A 19,863-nucleotide genomic window follows, 5' to 3' on the forward strand; every position below is an offset into this window, starting at 1 on the left:
TTCAGACTATCCAAAAATACTTTTCGCCTTATTCACCGCCATTTTTAAATCAATCCCCTTACCTAAAACGCCTTTAAACAAGTCGCCCTCTACTTTTAAACGATCCATTGCATTGAAAATATTGAAATCTTTCATCTTCAGTCCTTTTTTCACTTCATCCCAATGTAAAGGCATGGAAACTGTGGCGCCAATTTTTGGTCGGAGCGAATACGGACCAGCAATTGTTGCTCCTGGCCTGTTTTGTAAAAAATCCAGGTACATTTTCCCTTTCCTGGCCGAGATCATTCTCTCCAGCGAGGTATATTCCGGGATTTGTTTATGAACCAAACTCACTACCAGTTTGGCAAACATCTGGCTTTGATCGTAGCTATATTTTGCATTTAATGGAATGTAAATGTGCATGCCGGTAGAACCGGATGTTTTACAATATGATGGTACATCGATAGCATCAAGGATTTTTTTCGTTTCCAATGCCGCTTCCACTACCTGATCGAAAGTATTTTTGTCGGGATCAAGGTCAATCACACAGTAATCAGGATGATCTGGACTTTGAATCCTGCTGAACCAGGGATTCATTTCAATACATCCCAAACTCGCCATCCAGAGTAAAGAAGATTCATCTGTCCCCACCAGGTATTCCTTTTTTTCACCATCACCATTTTCATAAGGAAAAGTTTTCGCCCAATCTGGCGCTTTACCTTTTACATCTTTCTGGTAAAAACTTTTCCCATGGATGCCGCCTGGAAAACGGTTTAAAGATTGCGGCCGGTCTTTAAGATAGGGTAAAATGTAATCTGCTATCTGATAATAGAAGTTAAACATATCCCGCTTGGTTACTTTATCTTCCGGCCAGTAAATTTTACTGAGATTGGTAAACTTAAGCTCATGCCCTTTTACCTTACGTACCTGGGTTTGTTCTTTAGGATTGAGTAAGGTTTTCCGTTCACTATGTTTTGGTGCTTTAATAGCCGCACTATGTTTCTGGTTTTCAGGTTCTTTTTGCGCTACCACTTCTTCAATTGCAATTTCTTCTTCCCGAATCACATCTTTCGCTTTTTTATCTTCACGCATGCCTTTAAAAGAAGGATGCCTGAAAACCCCGTCTTCCGTAACCTCTGTAAATGCAACTTCGCAAACTAACTCTGGCTTTAACCATGTAGCCTTTGCCTTTGGCGGATTTGGCCTAAACCGTGAGGGCTTATTTACATCAGGAAGTTCATCAAAAGGACTTTTGCTGATAATTAAAGATTCAAATTGCTTGATCATCGTTTTTTGCAACTGATCAGAAAAACCTGTTCCAACCTTACCGACGTATTGCAATTTTCCTTTTTCATATACGCCAAGCAAAAGCGAACTAAACGCTTTTGAGGTATCTTCATTTTTAGTAAAACCCGCAATAACCACTTCCTGGCGCTTACTTATTTTAATCTTTAGCCAATCTTTTGATCTTCGATCAGGTACATAAGTACTATTTATTTTTTTTGCGATAATTCCTTCCAGTCCCATCTTTTCTGCCGCCGCGAAGAAATCGATTCCGCTGGTTTTAAAAACTTTTCCCAGCCGAACACGATCATCATCACTTGGCAAAATTTCATTCAAAATAGCCTGGCGTTGATAGAGCGGCAGTTCCATCATATTTTTCCCATCATACCACAACAAATCAAAAACATAGAAAACGAGTTCACCGTCAGCCTCACTTCTCCAATTCTGTAAAGCTCCAAACTGCGAAATACCTTTATCATTTAAAACAAGAATTTCGCCATCCAGTACTGCATTGATTTTCCATTCTGATAGTAAATCGTAAATAGGATAAAATTTGTCGTTAAAAGACTTATTGTTCCTGGAAAGTAGATCTACATTTCCCTTATTTATAAATGCTAATGCCCGGTAACCATCCCATTTTACTTCGTATTGCCAGGCATCATCATCAAATGGTTCGTCGACCAAAGTAGCCAACATGGGTTTAATGGCTGTGGGAATTGTAGATTTTGATGCTTTTTGCAGGATACTTTTTACATCTACGTCCTCCTGTTCCCCTATTACTGCTTCATTTGCAACAGGTTCTTTTGCTCCAATTTTTTTTGAATCTATAATCTTTTGTTCTTCTCCATCCTTCCATACTTTTTCGGCATTTTTTTCCATCGCACTGATGGTTTTACCGGAAAGCACGGATTTATCTTGTTTGGTAATGTCTTTAGCAGTGGCAAAATCGTCTTTATGCTTTATTAAAAGCCAACCATTTTCGCCCATACCTTTTGTTTTCACCAAAGCGAATTCGCCCTTAAGTTTTTCGCCATGGAGTTTAATTTTTATGGAGCCTTCTGCGAGTTGCTTCAGCAGGTGTTTTTCCTGTGCTTTTTTACCCTTAATTTCTTCTATCGGTTCATAAGTACCTTCATCCCAAACGATCACAGTGCCCCCCCCGTATTCGCCTTTAGGAATGATGCCTTCGAAATCTTTATAATCAAATGGGTGATCTTCAACCATCATAGCCAGACGTTTATTTTTCGGATCAGTTGAAGGTCCTTTCGGCACCGCCCAGCTCTTTAATACCCCATCCATTTCCAGCCTGAAATCATAATGTAAACGCGTTGCATCATGCTTTTGGATAACAAATTGTAATTTATTCTTTTCCTTACTCTTCCCAGCTTTTGGCTCAGCAGTTTTAGAAAAGTCTCGTTTCTCTTCGTATTTTTTTAGGCTCATGGTTTATTTTTCAGAAAGTTTTAAGGCTGCTACACAAATTTTTATTCCACTACAGGTTATGGATTTATCATTGGTTGTGCTGCAAAAGCATGAATAAAACATTTTAGGAATGCAAAAGGTTTTAACGAGCCTTACCTGGCTGTTATGCATGAAATAATCTCTTTCCTTAACACTAAAGTTTGGAACCTCAGTATTCTGCTGGTTTAAAATAGTAATATCTATATGTAATACAAATATTACTCACCAATAATTGACAAATTCAGCGGGAATTAGGGTAAAATAGTCATTTGAAATACATAAATAAAGCAAAAACCAATGTTCAGACAGTTTTTGATAAAAATTAAAATAAAATCAAACAACCTTCAAAACCAAAAGTAATAATCTGGTGTTTCCTATTTATCAATTAACCAAATTATAGACCTATGGAAATTCAAAACATTTCGACCACAGCTCGCAAAGAGTTAATCGATATTTCTGATGAGCAAGATCGCAATTACTGGGCTACGCGCCTTGGTGTAAGTTGCGAAAAATTAAAATCGACTGTTAAAGCCGTTCAAAGTATGGAGTTTTCGAAATTGAAGGACTACTTGAGAATGGAAAAAATTAAGACAGCCAGTACTTACCAACGCTTTTTAAATGCTTAAATAAATAAATCATAATCTGTGAAAGAGAATAACATGATCGGTGAAAATGAGACCATTAAAATTGCCAGTAAAGACCAGTTAATTGATTTGCCTGTTCAGGGTGGAACTTTTAATAACAAAACTACGGCCGATGCCATTACGCATCCAAAAGCGATAATTAGAACATTAACTTATTCGTATCCAAAAAACGGATTAGCAAATTTGCTTTAATTGCAAAAAAAAACAGGTTTTAGAAAAACCTGTTTTTTTTTGATCTGATTTTATTCTTCTGATTTCAGTACCAATATCGATCTTCCTTCAACAACCAGTGTTTCTGATGCCTCGTGCAGGGATAAATCATTTTTTGAAATTTCTCCACTTGCCGTATCCAGTACCTTTCTCCATTTTTTGGCATAATCTTCTTTGGGCAACTTATAATTCAAGCCCTCGTAATGTGCATTGAAAATAATGAAAAAGTGATTATCCAAAATATCCTCACCCATTGGGCCTTTACTTTGTATACCTTCCCCATGGAAATAAATACCTATGGAGCGGGCAAAATCGCTTTCCCAGTTATAGCCTTTCATCGGGTTACCATCAGGCGTAAACCAGGCAATATCTTTTACGCCATCATCACCAACTTCCTGTCCATTAAACCATTTTCGTCTTCTCAAACTTGGGTGATGTAAGCGAAGCTCGATCAACTGTTGCGTAAAATACAATAGCGAGTTATCTACAGCATTCCAGTCCAACCATGACAATTCGTTATCCTGGCAATAAGTATTGTTATTTCCATGTTGTGTTTTACCCATTTCATCACCAGAAACCAACATCGGAATACCTTGCGATAAAAATAGCGTAGCAAGAAAATTTCTTTTTTGCTGCTGGCGAAGACTAAGTACCCCCGGATCATCAGTCTCACCTTCTGCTCCACAATTCCACGATCTGTTATGGTCTTCACCATCCGTATTATCATCCAGATTTGCCTCATTGTGCTTTTCATTGTAGGAAACTAAATCATGAAGAGAAAAGCCATCATGGGCGGTAATGAAATTAATACTCGCCGTAGGTCTGCGGTAATCTTCCTGGTATAAATCCGGGCTCCCTAAAAAGCGTTGTGCAAATTCGCCGAGCATATTAGGGTTTCCACGCCAGTAATCGCGCATTACATCGCGGTACATTCCATTCCATTCTGCCCAGCCTGCCGGAAATTTGCCCACCTGATAGCCACCATCACCAACATCCCACGGTTCTGCAATCAGCTTTACCTGAGAAATTACCGGATCCTGGTGAATAATATCAAAGAAAGCACTTAATCGATTCACTTCATGCAGCTCACGGGCCAGTGTAGAGGCCAGGTCAAAGCGGAATCCATCTATATGCATTTCCTGAATCCAATACCGCAAACTATCCATCATAAAACGAAGTACATTTGGAAGCATTGAATTTAAGGTGTTCCCGGTACCAGTGTAATCGGTATAGTATCTTTTATTTTCTTCCAACCGATAGTAGGCACTATTATCAATTCCCTTAAAAGACAAAGTTGGGCCAAACTCATTTCCTTCGCCTGTATGGTTATAAACCACATCCAGAATTACTTCAATCCCTTCCGCATGCAATGCCTTAACCATATCCTTAAACTCATTTACTTGTCCGCCACGTAAATCGGAAGAAGCGTAACGAGAATCAGGCGCAAAAAAGCCTATGGTATTATACCCCCAATAATTGGTAAGTCCTTTTTCTTGCAGGTGATGATCAGAAATAAATTGATGCACTGGCATCAGCTCTACTGCGGTTACACCTAATTTCTTTAAATAATCTATGGCAACCGGATGTGCCAGCCCTGCGTAAGTACCGCGAATATTTTCAGGAATATCCGGATGGGTTTTGGTAAAACCTTTCACGTGCATTTCGTAGATCACGGTTTCATGATAATCAGTTTTAGGATGAATATCATCTGTCCAATCATAAGCCGGATTAATCACTACTGATTTTGGAATAAAGGCGGCATTATCACTTTCGCTAAAACTCAGATCCATGAGCGGATCACCAAGCTGGTATCCAAACAGCGCATTATCCCACCTGATATTGCCTGCAATTGCTTTTGCATAAGGATCGAGCAATACTTTATTCGCATTAAATCTACATCCGTTTTCCGGTTCATAGGGTCCATGAACGCGATAGCCATAAAGCTGTCCTGGTTTAATATCTGGAATATAGGCATGCCAGATTTCATGAGATCTTTCTAAAATCGTTATTTTGTGCGTTTCTGTCTCTGCATGTTCACTATCATAAAAACAGAGTTCAACTGCTGTGGCATTTGCTGCAAATAGTGCGAAATTAACTCCTTCACCATCCCACGTGGCACCTAATGGATAAGCTTCTCCTGGAAATTGTAAAAGTTCGGGCATTATATTAAATTTAGTTTGGTATGTATATTGTTTTTGCTGATCAATGGATCCTAAGATTTTAAAACACACATCCAAGATTAACTTATTTAAAAGTAAAGTAAGTGCCTAAAAGTTTTAATAAAAATGAATTCGCAACCTGGCGGTTGATTTTGATTGGTCTGTTTTGAATGATAAAAAGGTACTGAGACACTCCTGCACGGCGATCTACCTGATGAAATGCTGATACAAAGTATTTATTGCCGCCCTGGTAAAATCAGGAAAATCTCCTGTATAAGTGGCATTTATTCCATTGGTGATAATAATGAAACCAAATTTTTCTTTTGGATTAAAAAACATAGTACTATAAAGACCATAAGCAGAGCCGGTGTGTCCAACGAGCTTTACGCCCGGAACCAAAGTAGCAGATTGCCGAAGTGCTAAACCATATTCTTCTTCCTCTGTAATTTTAGTTTGCATGAGTTTAGCGTGCTTTTTAGAGATGATTTTGAGACCATTTCCTGTCCCATAGTTCATATGCATCATCATGTATTTGGCTAAATCTGTTGCAGAAATTTTCATCCCGCCGGTTGGCGAAAAAATTGGGGTGCTATAACCCATTACATAATTTTTGATTTCTTCGCGGCGTGGTGCGTAAGCGGCTGGTGATGGGGTAAACGTTTTCGTATCCGCATGGTATTCATAAAGTTTCACAAACCGGGTACTATCTAAAGCATCGACATGGTAGCCACCATATAGGCCAAGCGGCTTTAAGATATGTTGTTCTAAATATCGATCAAAACGCTCGCCAGATTTTTTCTCGATGATTGTTCCGATAAGGTTGAAATTCAAATTACAGTATTGATAGCCTTTACCAGGTGCATAATCATTGTAACACTTTGCATAATCGGGATTTTTAGCAGGATTAATCAAATCCAGATTGAGGTATCCCTGACTATCGTTCAGGCTGGAAGTATGTGAAAGCGCCATTTTTAAGGTGATTTTCTGATCGGGAAATTTCGGATTTCTGATTTTGAAACCTACTAAATCTCCAAAATCATCGTCTAAGGATAATTTGCCAGATTCAACCAGCTGCATGATAGACGTGGCCGAAAAAGATTTTGAAATAGACGCAATGCGAAAAATATCTGAGTCTGTTAAAGGCGTTTGATTTTCCAGATTCTTTAATCCGAAGGAATGAGTATAAACAATTTTCCCTTCCTTTACTACCGCAACCGAAACGCCAACGGCACTAAATTGGTTCATCACTTTGTTAAGATCGGCTTCGGCAGCTTCATATTGCGCTTTTACGATGCTAGAATTGAGGAGAACTAAAATAAGAAAGGTTAAACTTTTAAAGGAGTTGAGGTAATTCATATCAGGGTGGTGAGGACAACAAAAATGAGGATTTTTTTGGGTAACCATTCGAGAAACTATTTCATATCATTGGTTTCCAGCCAGTGTCCATCCGGATCCTGAAAATAAATTTGTTTTACGCCATCAACCCTTACCGTAACCGCCCCTGCTTTGCCAGCCCAATCTTCAAACGGAATATTTTTACTATTTAGGTTTGTAATAAATGTTTCAATGGATGGAACACTGAAACAAAGGTGATCGTTTTTATCAAATTTTTGAGCGCCTTTTGCACCTTGAATTAAGTGTAAGGCGCCTGCATTGCCTAAAGAAAACCAGGTATGCTTTCCATCTTTAAAGGGTTCAGGAATTTCTTTAAAACTGAAAACACCTCCATAAAATGTGGTCGATTTACTCAGATCGGTAACATAAACAGCAATATGATTTAAAACGGCTGGTGTTTGCTGTGCCATAGATTTTTGAAAGAAAAGGAATGAAAACAGAAAAAGTGAGGTGATGATTATTTTTCTCATAACTAAAGATCAGATTTTAAAGATCAATTTTATCGAAAAGTTTTCATTTTTTAGTTACCTGACTTACAAAGTTACATAATCGGCTACACCTTAACCAAACAAGTACTGATATCAAAAAGCCTGAAAAATGCAATGCATTTTTCAGGCTTTGGATAGCAAAATTTAGCTAAACTATTATTGCTGTGATAGCGTTTCAAACTCCTGATCTGATAATTCTACTGTTGCTGCTTTTAAGTTTTCTTCCAAGTGATTAACAGATTTTGTACCTGGGATGAGTAAAATGTTTGGAGATCTTTTAAGCAACCAGGCCAATGCAATTTGCGCAGTTGTTGCTTTGTGTGCTGCCGCAATAGATTTAATTTTTTCTTCCAGTTTGGCTGGTCCGGAAGCTAACGGAAACCATGGAATAAATGCTAGCCCTTGTTCGGCTGTAAAATCAAGCACATCTTCCCACTTGCGATCTACCAGGTTATACATATTCTGTACCGATGCAATTGGTAATATTTTTTGCACTTCTTTTATTTGTTCAACACTTACTTCAGATAAACCAACCTGTTTTATTTTGCCAGCTTTAACGGCCGCTATCACTGGTTCAAGTGTTTTTTCTACATCTACGTTCGGATCGATTCTATGCAATTGCCATAAATCAATCTGTTCTACTTTAAGCCTTTGTAAGCTACCTTCAATATCTGCGCGTATTTTTTCAGGACTACCGTTAGGCACCCATTTATTTGGGCCTGTTCTATCGAAACCGCCCTTTGTGGCAATGAATAATCCTTCGCGGTAAGGATGTAATGCTTCTGCAATCAGAGATTCGTTAAACTTTGGTCCATAGGCTTCTGCCGTGTCGATGAAGTTCACTCCGTTTTCTACAGCCGTTTGTAAAACTTTTTTAGCATTTTCCCTATCATCTACCTCGCCAAAAACGCCATGCCCTGTTAGTTGCATTGCACCATAGCTTAAACGGTTAATCTCGATATCGCCAATTTTGAATGTTAAATTTGTATTTGCCATTGCTTTCTTTTTTGAAATAAAATATTCTTTACCTCATAAACGATGACTGTTCATGATGGTTTGTTTAAGAAAAAATTATGATAATTAGGATACAAATACAACAGCAGATAATACTATATCGCATATTTTGCTAAAAATGACTTCTTTGAAATTAGCTGGAGGTAGCGATAATTTTCGGAAACCTGATAGCGCGTACGCAGGCGATACAGAAAATGGCCACCTAAATCTATAAAAACCGGACAAACTGCATTAAGCCATGCCAAGTGAGGGTTTCGCCAGCTAAAGGCGTAAAATTCTGAGGTAATGGGAATGGTGTTTAAATCACGATGGTAGAAGTTAAGCACTTCAGCATTTGGGTTTTGATGGAGCGCATCTGTCTTTCGAATCATCGAAAGATGTTCCGAATTTCGAAACTCATAATTTTCTAATGCCGGATGATTTGGTTGCGGAAGTGCTTTTAATAGTTTAAAGCCTTTAAATTTTAAGCCATTAACGATCCATATCAACTTAGGATAGAAGGCCTCACGCGCCTGAAGTTCTTTTAAGGTAATGGAAGAATTTTGAACCTCGATGGTAATGCCTGCTGCCGTGTGGATATCTGCACGGTGGTTTTCCTGAAGCTTTTGATCAAAAAAGTTAACCTCCCGAAAATTAGCAGGAAATTTCTCCTTCCATTCACGATGCCAGACGGTTTCGTTTTCCCACCAGGAATCACATTTGGCAGTAACATCGTGTGCCCAGTGATGAATTTTTATGGAACCACATTTTGCAATTACTTTTTTACCGCAGCCAATGCAGGTCCCCTGGGTTCCTTTTAATGCTTCTGTTTTAACTCCGTCTAATAATGCATACTGCATTCTAAAATTAGTTATGCGTTTCCTTTAAAAACGTTCATTACCGCAGTTTTCCATTGAATGTAACCTAAATCTCCACAAACGCGACCAACAAAATGTTCAATTTCTTCTGGTACATCGTTAACAATACGCCACCTGATTTTATATTTAGGATTGTAGCTAATGTAAACTACTAAATCATCACTTCGTTGACCGACAGTTTCCAGCGCTTGTAAATGAATGTCGCGTAAATCATCTGCTGCTACCCGAAGTCGCTCATTCATAATTTTGCCCAGTGAAAGATCTGGTCGAAAATCTGTTTCTAATATCGCTAAAACTGTAACCGTCATATTATTCCCTATTCTTCAAAAAACAGAAAACCTGCTTTCTTCACTAAATAATCAATATAATCTCCATCTGAGACAAACAAATTTATACTAAAATAATTAGCAAACAAAAATATTTGGTGTTATTTTTTTTAGTTAAATGTCATTTTGAAAAACCTTGCTGTGCATCAGCAAGATACCGAATTTGTTTTTCAATAGATGGCTATTTGCTGAGCAAGCAGAAGTTCGTTAAACCTTAATAAGCCGGACATTAGTATAGTACTATTCTCAGAATTTATTACATTTGATTTATGGAAACACCTACAAAACCTCATAAAATGCATATTGGAAGAAAAATTAGCCGTATTCGGGAGATCAAGGGAATAAAGCAAGATTACCTTGCAGCAGAACTTGGTGTAAGCCAGCAGTCAATCTCCAAAATTGAGCAAAGTGAGGAAGTAGAAGATTCAACATTAGAAAAAATCGCTGGTGTATTGGGAATCTCGGTTGAAGGCATAAAAAGTTTTAGCGAAGAAGGGATCGTGAATTATTTTAATACGTTCAATGATCATAGCGGGACAGGTGCCTTTTTTTCATCAACTAACTTGCATTGTACATTCAATCCAATTGATAAGCTGGTAGAGTTATATGAAAGATTGCTGGCGAGTGAAAGAGAAAAACTTGAGCTATTGAAAAACAAAGATTAGAAATAGATGTCTGAAGCAGCTATTTCTTCCATATTGTGAATAACATCTCCACTAAACAGCACGCGGTTCAGCCCAATTCTATGCATCTTTGTAAAAGCTAAGCGAAGGCTTTTTTAAGAAGATCAGTAAGTAAAGATGCATACCAGTAACCATTCCGAAAATTCGAATCAAGATAACCAACTCATCCTCGATTTTATAAAGTTCACCAATCAGCCCATCTTTTTAACAGGTAAGGCTGGCACAGGTAAAACTACGCTGCTGCGTAAAATCAAAGAAACTACTGCTAAAAACTTCGCTGTTGTGGCACCTACTGCTGTAGCTGCAATTAACGCTGGTGGGGTAACCATTCATTCTTTTTTCCAAATGCCCTTTGGGCCGATTATTCCAATTCAGCAGCTTGGAGAGCCAGCTAAAGATTTAAAATATTCTGAAGATAAAATTAAATTACTGAAATGCCTTGAGCTACTCGTTATTGATGAAATTAGTATGGTGCGGGCAGACATGCTTGATTTTATCGATCAGACACTTCGAAATGTAAAAGCATCTAATCTGCCTTTCGGCGGTGTTCAAGTATTGATGATTGGCGATCTTTACCAGCTTTCTCCAATTGCGCACGATGCCTGGCATATTTTAAAAGACTATTATCTAAGTCCCTATTTTTTCGATAGCCTGATTCTGAAACAAATCTCTCTTGTAACCTTCGAACTCGAAAAAGTTTACCGTCAATCTGATCCCTTATTTCTGGATATCCTGAACAGGATCAGAGAAAACACACTTACTCCTGCCCTTCTTGATCAATTAAATGCACATTATGATCCTACCCTTGCTGATGCCTGGAAGGAAGATTATATTACATTAACTACACATAACAATCTCGTTGGCCAGATTAATACCGAATGCCTTGAAAAACTAGCCGGAAAAACCCACGCTTTTCATGCAAAGATTACTGGTGATTTTCCAAAGGATGCTTACCCGGTAGATGAAGTGCTCCACTTAAAAGTTGGTGCACAGGTAATGTTTATTAAAAACGATTCATCAGGAAAAAAACTCTATTATAATGGAAAAGCGGCAAAAGTGGTTGGGCTTGAGAATGACAGTGTTCGGGTACAATTTTTAGATGATAGTGAGGCTTTTGAAGTAGAACGCGAAGAATGGCAAAACGTTAAATATGCGCTGGATCAGGAAGAAAATAAAATTAACGAAACCAATACAGGTACTTTTGCTCAGTATCCGTTCAAACTTGCCTGGGCAATTACCATTCATAAAAGTCAGGGGTTAACTTTTGAAAAAGCGATTGTAGATATTAGTTCTTCCTTTACACATGGCCAGGCTTACGTGGCCTTAAGCCGATGCAAAAGTTTGGAGGGTTTGCTGCTGAAATCTCCGGTTAAAATGGAAAACATCATGACGGATAAACGCATTATTGCCTTTACCGCAGATGCAGTGAGCAAAAAACCAGTTACGGATGACCTGGTCACTTTTCAAAAACAATATGCCTGGAATTTAGTCGACGATTTATTTAATTTCAATGCAATTGAGGCCTACTGGAAGATTTTAAAAGTATCAAAGTTTAGGGCAAATGATGAAAATGCAGCGCTGAACAACCTACAGACTGCAGTTGCCGAGCTTTTAGAAAAAGACACTATTAGAATTGCCAGGAAATTTAAAGATCAGGAACTTGCTAAAATTGATAAGAATACAAACCTGGATGGTGATGAGATCTTTCTGGAGCGATTAGCAAAGGCTTCTAAATATTTCATTCCAAAGTTAGAAAGTATCATTAATGAGATTGGAAAATTTGCAGGCCTGAATATTTACATTGATGAACAATCAGAAAAGATTCTGGCAACGTTAAGCAATTGTGCCAACGCCTTAAATGTTAAATTTTCACTTTTTAAATTTAGCTGGAGTCCTTTTTCTCTTGAAGAGTATACGAAAACTTACCTTGCCGCTACCAATAAATTTGATCAGCGACCTAAAAAAACAAGCGTAATAAAAACCGTGCTTCCGAAAGAAATAGTTAACCAAAAACTATATCAAAGCCTGGTGGCCTGGAGAAAGAAAGTAAGCGAAGCGCGTAATGTTCCGGCACATACCATTTTATCTGACGTTGCGCTGCTAAATATTGCTGCAAAGCCACCGAGATCAGCCGATCAATTAGCTGCTGTAAAGGGCGTTGGAATTGGAAATGCTGTAGATTTGGGAAAAGAAATTTTGAAGATCGTAAATGAGTTTCTTGGTGCAAGCACCCTTTTTTAAAAATTACCAAATAATTTAAAATAGGCGTAGGTAATTAAAATGCCCGCAAAAAAACATAACGTTCTGATTAACCAGATATTTAAAATATTCTTGCCTTGCTGTGTGATGCTTTCTTCCAAACTTTTAAGTAATTGATCTTGCTTTAGCGTTTTTTCTTTAAGATCGAGGTTTTCATTCTGGAGATCAAAAATACTTTTTCCGGTATCTTCTTCTAATTTCTTAAGTGCGTAACGGCGCTTAAAGCCACCTTCACTAATAAACATATCCACACCGGCCTGTTTCCCTACCATTGCAGGCAGGGGAATTCCGTCAACCTGACCAACCAGAATTACTAAATTCATCTGTACTAAAAAATCCAAATAATCGGAAGCCAGGCTGCCGTTACCTCTGAATATTTTAAGCACACGATCTGATTTGATGTAAACTTCTTCATCAAATTCATTCAGGATATTATCCAAAAGCTCACATTTAGCAGGAGTTAAACTGATGGAGGGATTCTTCATTTAGTGGAACGTTGATAATATCTGGCAATAAAGCAAAAATATATCTAATCAAAAAGTTTTATCTGTAAATAATAACGTAATGTATACCCAAACGGATTGCTAAGCTGTAAAAAGATTTTTTAATGACTTTCATTTTTAGGAAACCAAAAACTTATAGAAAGATTAAGATGTTCTTAAAATAAAACTAAAGTTATGATAGATCAAGAAGAAACACCTAAAGACGAGAAAACCGTTGAAGATTCAGATCAGTTCCAAATCCACAGAGCAGGCGGAAACGCTGGCGAAGGTCATCTTCCTAAAGAAGAGCAGGATGATTCAGAATATACCGAGGAGGAAATTCCTTTTGCTGATGGCGAAGGAACCAAACTGGATGAATGGATTGATGAGGAAGATAACGAGGACGAATAACGAAAAGTAATTTGATTTCTTAGTTATCAAGTAAAATTTTGTCATATTAAGTTTGTCGAAATATTGTTTAACTTTCTTTACAAGTATTTCGACAAACTTTAATGATTTGCCCAATCAGTTTTAATGCTTCATTTTATTGTTATTGTTTTAATTAAGAACTTTCTAAAAAGCTTTGCAAAACCTAACAAAAGTCCACTTCCTTAAGACTTCTTTCAGGATAAAATTTTCTATTCCATGTGCTAACCTCATCATCCACTAAACCTTTACCGGTTTTTAGTTATTCGTGAATAGACTACCAACTCAAGACTTTGGACTCAGGACTTCTTCCTGGATACCATTTTTTATTCCATAAGCTAACCCGCTAACCTCATCATCCAATAAACTTTATGCGTTTTGAGTTATCCATGAATAGACTAACAACTCAAGGCTTTGGACTCAGGACTTCTTCTCCAGGACACCATCTCCCTATTTCCAAACTTCTTATTTATTTAGAAAGATAAAAATAGAACATGGCCTTAACGATTTGACTCATCGACCGCTTTCCGGTAACCCAATCAGATATACTTTCCCGGTCAATCCCTGAATCGAAAGCAATCTGCTTGATCCTTACTCCTTTTTCCAGCATTTTCTTTTCTATCCAAGGTACGTTAACTAATTTAGCTGGTGATGGAAAATTCGTTTCAGCAGAAACGATTATTTTGAATTCTGGTGAAATTTTTCTGAAAAGATCTTCTGTTTTCTTTACTAATGTCGCCTCGTTAGCATACTTTCCTGAAGGCGTTTCTTTTTGAACGGTTAAAATTTCAATCGTATGGTTTTTAACATCGGTTACCGTAAAGGAAATGTTAGACTGTTCCTTATGCCGGGCTGCAGCAGCTTCCAGCTTAAGTATCTTTTCGCTTGTTATAATACCTTCAAGCATCATTGCGTTTTCAATTGTACTCATATCTTCAGTTTAAATTTGTGGCAATACCCCAGTTCCATTGTCAGTAGATAATGCCTTTGTTTATAATCTAAGCCGTAACCTCTTTACCGCTCTGGTTAAACCTTGGGGTTGCCAATGCCTACTTTTGGTTAACATTCAATACCTTCAAAAATCGCTATGCCTGTAATGGCTTTTTCAATAGATCCAATATCTTTATGCTAACTAAATTTCGCCACAATTGGTTTCGTATTCATTTGAAGAATCTAGCCTTACTTATAGGTAAACGAAACGTAAAGCGTCATCCTGAATACTAAACCATTGTTTGTTTCTGGCTATCTAACTCTTTTTTAAAGGAAGTAATTACGTTATGTAATTCCTGGGCATCCAGATGAAGTTCAGATGCTGTGAGATTAATGGGTAAATGGCCGTTTGCGTCCTCTATTCCATTTACTACCATAGCAGATAATTTTTTCTTGATGGCAGGGATATAATGCTCTGGCTTATCTACGGTAAGCGTAACAAGCGTATCACCCCCCACTTTTTCTAAGCTGATATCTATAATATCTTTCCAATAAATTAATCCTGCTGCTTTGCTTACCGCAGTAACTTTTGCAATAATCCCTTCATTGCTGAGGATAATTTGCGGCGAGGTATCTTTTAAAGAAATTAATTTATTGATGATTACAATAGCTAAGATGATACCAAACACTCCGGATATAGCTGCTAATTTGGTGCTTAAAATATTTGTAAATAAGCCAATACTGTATAAAAATAACACTACCAATATTAGCAATATACCTGTGCAAATCAGAATGAGATTTACTGTTTTTCTTTTGTTTCTATAAAATTCCATTTTTTTTATTGATTTTAATTCCGCTTGCGGTTAGTTTAGCCACTATCATGCTACCAGTAGTTTTTACAATTAAGTTGAATCCGTAATCAAAAATTGAACCTTTTAGACCTGTAGAAAATAAAATTTTTATATGATGTTCATTATCTGCCTGTTTTATTTTATCTATTATCCGGAGCAGTTTGCCAATTGAACACATTATCCAGGAAGGGATACACTGTGCCGAATAAAGCAATAAGATTTTCTGAGAAATTAATTATTTGAACCCATCTTTATAAACCCTAAATCGCTGAATGCCGCCGTAGTTTTCGAAGCGCTTTGATTTCTTATTATAGGTTCTCGATCCGATAAGGCTAAAAGAAGTACTCGGATACCCCTAAATTAGCATTGAAATTACTTTTAGGCAAGTGATGAGAATATTATAAAACTGCGCGTACTACATCTCAATAAAATTTCATTTTATGCCATGAAATTATCAAGGCCAGCTAATTATGAACCTGCTAGTTTGATCTTGACGGCAACGAGAACCAAAAACTGGATAACTCTCTACGCCGATCCTTCCATCATGCTTTTTAATGATTTCGGCAGAAATGTATAGACCTAGGCCTAAGCCCGAAACCTGGGCTCCACAGAAGGGTTAGCCCTGATAATTTATGATGGTAATACAGCTACAGGCTTTCCTTTTAGCCCTTCATTGACTAAATATGAAAGTAGGGCAGAGAATGCAGTAATATCCTGTTCGGCACTTGCTTTTTCTAATGCTGCCATGTATTCATCTCTTTTTTCTACAGGTATTACAGTCCATGGATACCCTCCCGAAGCTAGCATTACATTCATAAGAAACCTTCCCATCCTACCATTCCCATCCATATAGGGATGAATCAGTACAAATACAAAATGTCCCAATACCGCCCTTACAGAAGCTTCCGGTTCGTTTTCTAAAAGTTCAAATAGTAACGGCATTGCATCTCGCATCGCATCGACATTAAGTGGTACGTGTTTTGAACCTCCGATGTATACTTGATGACTTCTATATCCAGCAAGATCTGATGCTTTTAATATACCAGCAGTTACACTTGGATCAAAAAGCTGTCTATACCATTTTTGATGGTCTATGTCGCTCTGTTTCCCAGCATTAGCACCTTCCAGTATCTTAATAATTGTTTCTTTAACCGAACCAAATGCCTGATAGTACCCTCTGGCAGCCATGGCATCTTTGGCTTTAAGATCTTCTTCACTAGAATCGTTGTCCCACTCACCACTGCTTACTCTTTCGATTAATTCTGGTGTAACTTTATATCTTTCTATAGATAGTGAATGGTAAGCATCAGTTACATACACATCGTCTACATCTTTCAGGTATTTTTCATGATTCTTAGGAATACCTGGCATAGGAATAAAATCCCGTATAATCTTATCCCTCATTTGATGCCACATTAACTTTATACGATTTACAAATGGAGAACACTCTCTTGAAGACAATTGGAGATCTAATTTGTACTCAAATGGATCATCTTCCCTAATGTCATAGCCAGCTTGTTTCATCGTGTCTACAATTTGATCAGCAATTTTGCCCCTACCGATATTTCTGAAGGCCCCTGCAAGTCTTCCTCCAATTTTACTATGCCCCTTTTCTAGTAATATTGGTAGGACTTCCGAAGCATCTCTAATTAGGGATAGTGCAGTCCTGGCGTCAATACTATTACCTTGATAAACAGCTGGAGAAGCGTATATAATTGCACTCTGGAGGTTATACATTCGCATTCCCCTTTCAATTAAGGTTTCCTCTTCTTCAGGAAGATCACTTCTAAGGTTAAATAGGGATGTATGATGTGGCAATTGAGTTGGATTGTTGTTTGCTTTGGGTGACTTCACAAATAACTGTTTTGGAACAGACCAGTTTCCAGCATGCATAAAAAGTGACTGATCTGCGGAAAGAATCCAATCTTCCTTATATTTAAAAGAAATGAACTTAGCCATAAAGTCCCAATAAGAACTATACCAAGAGGTTGTTTCTCCCTTTTTTAGGCTAGGGTCCGACGGTACGTACCACCCTTTAAAGACTTCTTTAAGAAAACCATTCTTCAATAGTATTTCTCGATACATTCTGGTGAGTTCATCTGTATGTATCGCTACGACACCCTTATCTTGGAGTTCTTTCAATTTCTTAAGTGCCTCAACAAATTTCTCTCTTGGTGTTGCCATATGCTCTATTCTTACTATTGGCTTAATGTATGAAGTTTAATAAATACATAAATGTGTTAATTCTATTAAACCTTGCTGTGTTAATTCTATTAAACCTTGTTGTGCTAATTCTATTAAACCTTGCTGTGCTAATTCTATTAAACCTTGTAAAGATACATAATTGTTCTATTAGTAAAGCATCAATTATTTCAATGGATTAACTGTAATGGCATCTTTTAATTGAGATTCAATACACTACCAATGTTCCGAAAAAAAAATGAGCTTGTTATGTTTACAGCTACATCTTCTACCTTTAATATGCTCACATCACTGCTCAGCTGCGGTGAAAAGCATAAATAGCAGGGAGCAAAGTTACGCAGCGATGAATGCAATATTACTTCTTCCCAAACTCCTTCCGGTAGGCAATTGGTGTCATTCTAAATTCTTTTTTGAACAAGCGTATAAAGGCACTCTCGTTTTCAAAGCCACATTGAGGAATGATGTTACCTATGGTGGCACTTGATTTCTTTAATAGTAAAGATGCTTGCTTTAATCGTAGTCGCGTGAGGTATTGCAGTGGTGTCAGTTCATAGGCACTGCGGAAGCAGCGAATGAAATGATATTGGGAGAGGTGTGCCAAGTCTGCCAGTTGAGCAATGGTGATTTTTTCTTGGGGATGTTTGGTCATGTACGCCAATGCGAGCTTCAGTTTTTTATGCAGGTCCTTTTGGGTGGCCTCATGTGTTGCTGGTATTTTTTTGCCCGTTTGATATTGAGGTGACTCAAACCAGGGCTTCTTCGGCCGCGTAGAAGGATAGCCATTTTTTTCGCGGAAGGCCTTGCGCTCGGGAGTAAAGTTCCACCAGTTCAGTTTACTGTCTGGGTGGTTAGCAAAATGTACTACAAGCCGAAACTGATCCTCAACACATGGATCTGTCCACACCCCTTTTTGCAATTCGTACTGATCGGTGAGCCTTGCCCCGTCCTTTCTTTTCAGGTCGTTCAGGGAATAATAGCCCATTCCGATCAGATCATGCGCAAAGCGTATCCCGATGGAGGGAAGACTCTGAAACTGGGATAGCGCGAACAGCTCCATTGCCCTGATCTTTGAAGTATCAAGCAACTGCTGCAATACTGCTATTTTGTGCAGGTGCATTTCACTCTTCCTGATTTTCAGCGCCCGCAGCTTTTTCACTTCTGCGGGTGTTACCTCCAGTGGATTGAGTTCCTCTTTAGTCATGTTCTGCGAAAGTTAGCAGGTAATTATTATTATCGCAGAGCGAAAATTCGGTAGCACCATAAAAAGTTTTCTCAAGGCCGGTGAGCAGGGTTACATTTTCTTTGATTTCATTATAATACTCACGGATATTGTTCACACTGATGTACAACAAAAGCGATCCCCCATCGGTACGACTCACCATCGGGTGCTGGCCTTCAATACTGGAAAAGGTCTGAAACATGAAGGTGACACTTCCGTTACTCATCAGGGCAAATACTTTTTCGCCCTCGGCAGTAGTCACTTCATCGGCAACTATGAAACCGAGCTTGGTGTAAAAGGTGATGGTTGCTTTCAGGTCATTGACAAAGATGTTTGGCGAGATGGATTTCATAAAGTGAATTAATTTATAGTTTATTCAAAAATAGGAAAAAGGTGAATGTGAAAATGTGCTGAAATTGCTAAAGTGAATTAAACGCAATAGAACAAAGGAAGTGCAAGAAAAATAATATCAATCCAAAGTAAAATCAATCAAAAAACAACTAGCCAACTTCCCAAAGTCATAACTTAGCACCATGGAAAAAAGAAGCAACCGCTATACCCTCGACCTAGCGCTTTCTGCCTATGCAGATGGAAGTACCACACCAGAAAAAAAGCTACAGCTCAGCTTTACCAACCATGACGAACTGTTTTCCATCATCCAGCTCATTGCTGAAAAGAACATCTTTGAAGAGCCCCAGCAGTCTACCGAATTTGCCATTGGCCTAAAGCTGTTTACCGAGGTAATGCTGAAAAACCGCAACCATCCCATATTCGAGGAACTTGCCCCAGCCATTGCCACCTTCATGAAAAAACTCAAGAGCACCTAGCCTCCTCATATAAATCAACGCTTTAGCCTGTGCAATGGGAAGATGCCGGAATTGATTGACTTTAGCCATGGCAAACCTTGACGAACTCAAACCTCTATCCATTTCTGCCCAATCAATCAGGTTCAGGCCTATTTTAAATTTCCTGTACTTAGATATTCCAGACCTGG

19 protein-coding genes are annotated in these 19,863 nt (G+C 38.1%); 6 read left to right on the forward strand and 13 right to left on the reverse strand.

Features of this window, described 5'->3' with window-relative positions; all coding sequences use genetic code 11:
- Positions 1-6 precede the first annotated feature (6 nt).
- On the reverse strand, positions 7-2,706 hold the full coding sequence (ligD, locus tag SOM16_RS05045; protein WP_320462901.1) for a DNA ligase D: 2,700 nt from the start codon (positions 2,704-2,706) through the stop codon (positions 7-9).
- Positions 2,707-3,128: 422 nt separating this feature from the next.
- Between ligD and SOM16_RS05050 the strand changes: the two genes are divergently transcribed.
- Together SOM16_RS05050 and SOM16_RS05055 are read left to right on the forward strand one after the other, a co-directional pair.
- The gene (locus SOM16_RS05050) at positions 3,129-3,350 is read left to right on the forward strand and encodes a DUF3606 domain-containing protein (protein WP_320462902.1); all 222 of its coding nucleotides are present in this window, start codon (positions 3,129-3,131) and stop codon (positions 3,348-3,350) included.
- 18 nt (positions 3,351-3,368) lie between these two features.
- Entirely contained in the window at positions 3,369-3,560 is a 192-nt protein-coding gene (locus SOM16_RS05055) for a hypothetical protein (RefSeq protein WP_320462903.1), read from the forward strand.
- 50 nt (positions 3,561-3,610) lie between these two features.
- Here the strand turns inward: SOM16_RS05055 and glgX are convergent, their stop codons facing one another.
- From glgX to SOM16_RS05085, 6 genes are all read right to left on the reverse strand, one after another.
- Complete coding sequence (gene glgX, locus SOM16_RS05060) at positions 3,611-5,740, reverse strand: glycogen debranching protein GlgX (RefSeq protein ID WP_320462904.1); 2,130 nt, start codon at positions 5,738-5,740, stop codon at positions 3,611-3,613.
- A gap of 204 nt (positions 5,741-5,944) precedes the next feature.
- On the reverse strand, positions 5,945-7,093 hold the full coding sequence (locus SOM16_RS05065; RefSeq protein ID WP_320462905.1) for a serine hydrolase domain-containing protein: 1,149 nt from the start codon (positions 7,091-7,093) through the stop codon (positions 5,945-5,947).
- A gap of 56 nt (positions 7,094-7,149) precedes the next feature.
- Positions 7,150-7,602, reverse strand: coding sequence for a VOC family protein (locus SOM16_RS05070; RefSeq protein ID WP_320462906.1), 453 nt, complete (start codon positions 7,600-7,602; stop codon positions 7,150-7,152).
- A gap of 174 nt (positions 7,603-7,776) precedes the next feature.
- A complete protein-coding gene (locus SOM16_RS05075) occupies positions 7,777-8,616 on the reverse strand; it encodes an aldo/keto reductase (RefSeq protein ID WP_320462907.1) in 840 nt (279 codons plus the stop codon).
- Positions 8,617-8,729: 113 nt separating this feature from the next.
- The gene (locus SOM16_RS05080; protein WP_320462908.1) at positions 8,730-9,473 is read right to left on the reverse strand and encodes a competence protein CoiA; all 744 of its coding nucleotides are present in this window, start codon (positions 9,471-9,473) and stop codon (positions 8,730-8,732) included.
- A gap of 11 nt (positions 9,474-9,484) precedes the next feature.
- Positions 9,485-9,799: a hypothetical protein gene (locus SOM16_RS05085; protein WP_320462909.1), complete on the reverse strand. Its 315-nt coding sequence runs from the start codon at positions 9,797-9,799 to the stop codon at positions 9,485-9,487.
- Between the two features lie 287 nt (positions 9,800-10,086).
- On the opposite strand from SOM16_RS05085, the gene SOM16_RS05090 reads away from it, so the two are divergent.
- On the forward strand, positions 10,087-10,482 hold the full coding sequence (locus SOM16_RS05090) for a helix-turn-helix transcriptional regulator (RefSeq protein ID WP_320462910.1): 396 nt from the start codon (positions 10,087-10,089) through the stop codon (positions 10,480-10,482).
- 135 nt (positions 10,483-10,617) lie between these two features.
- The gene (locus tag SOM16_RS05095; protein WP_320462911.1) at positions 10,618-12,741 is read left to right on the forward strand and encodes an HRDC domain-containing protein; all 2,124 of its coding nucleotides are present in this window, start codon (positions 10,618-10,620) and stop codon (positions 12,739-12,741) included.
- On the opposite strand, the gene SOM16_RS05100 is transcribed toward SOM16_RS05095, so the two are convergent.
- On the reverse strand, positions 12,738-13,244 hold the full coding sequence (locus tag SOM16_RS05100; RefSeq protein ID WP_320462912.1) for a hypothetical protein: 507 nt from the start codon (positions 13,242-13,244) through the stop codon (positions 12,738-12,740). The genes SOM16_RS05095 and SOM16_RS05100 overlap by 4 nt on opposite strands.
- Positions 13,245-13,436: 192 nt before the next feature.
- Between SOM16_RS05100 and SOM16_RS05105 the strand changes: the two genes are divergently transcribed.
- Positions 13,437-13,652: a hypothetical protein gene (locus SOM16_RS05105; RefSeq protein WP_320462913.1), complete on the forward strand. Its 216-nt coding sequence runs from the start codon at positions 13,437-13,439 to the stop codon at positions 13,650-13,652.
- A gap of 484 nt (positions 13,653-14,136) precedes the next feature.
- On the opposite strand, the gene SOM16_RS05110 is transcribed toward SOM16_RS05105, so the two are convergent.
- The 5 genes from SOM16_RS05110 to SOM16_RS05130 form a co-directional block, all read right to left on the reverse strand.
- A complete protein-coding gene (locus SOM16_RS05110; protein WP_320462914.1) occupies positions 14,137-14,598 on the reverse strand; it encodes a helix-turn-helix transcriptional regulator in 462 nt (153 codons plus the stop codon).
- A 289-nt stretch (positions 14,599-14,887) separates the two neighbouring features.
- Positions 14,888-15,430 (reverse strand): STM3941 family protein, encoded by a 543-nt coding sequence (locus SOM16_RS05115; RefSeq protein WP_320462915.1) that lies wholly within the window; start codon positions 15,428-15,430, stop codon positions 14,888-14,890.
- A 648-nt stretch (positions 15,431-16,078) separates the two neighbouring features.
- Positions 16,079-17,632 carry a Fic family protein gene (locus tag SOM16_RS05120; RefSeq protein ID WP_320462916.1) on the reverse strand — a complete coding sequence of 518 codons (1,554 nt, stop codon included), beginning with the start codon at positions 17,630-17,632 and terminating at the stop codon, positions 16,079-16,081.
- A 373-nt stretch (positions 17,633-18,005) separates the two neighbouring features.
- Entirely contained in the window at positions 18,006-18,851 is an 846-nt protein-coding gene (locus tag SOM16_RS05125) for a helix-hairpin-helix domain-containing protein (protein ID WP_320462917.1), read from the reverse strand.
- On the reverse strand, positions 18,844-19,221 hold the full coding sequence (locus SOM16_RS05130; RefSeq protein ID WP_320462918.1) for a VOC family protein: 378 nt from the start codon (positions 19,219-19,221) through the stop codon (positions 18,844-18,846). The genes SOM16_RS05125 and SOM16_RS05130 overlap by 8 nt, the downstream gene beginning before the upstream one ends.
- Positions 19,222-19,402: 181 nt before the next feature.
- On the opposite strand from SOM16_RS05130, the gene SOM16_RS05135 reads away from it, so the two are divergent.
- Positions 19,403-19,696 carry a DUF3861 domain-containing protein gene (locus SOM16_RS05135; RefSeq protein ID WP_320462919.1) on the forward strand — a complete coding sequence of 98 codons (294 nt, stop codon included), beginning with the start codon at positions 19,403-19,405 and terminating at the stop codon, positions 19,694-19,696.
- Positions 19,697-19,863 lie beyond the last annotated feature (167 nt).

This window comes from Pedobacter sp. CFBP9032 (assembly GCF_034045265.1).
Lineage (GTDB): Bacteria > Bacteroidota > Bacteroidia > Sphingobacteriales > Sphingobacteriaceae > Pedobacter.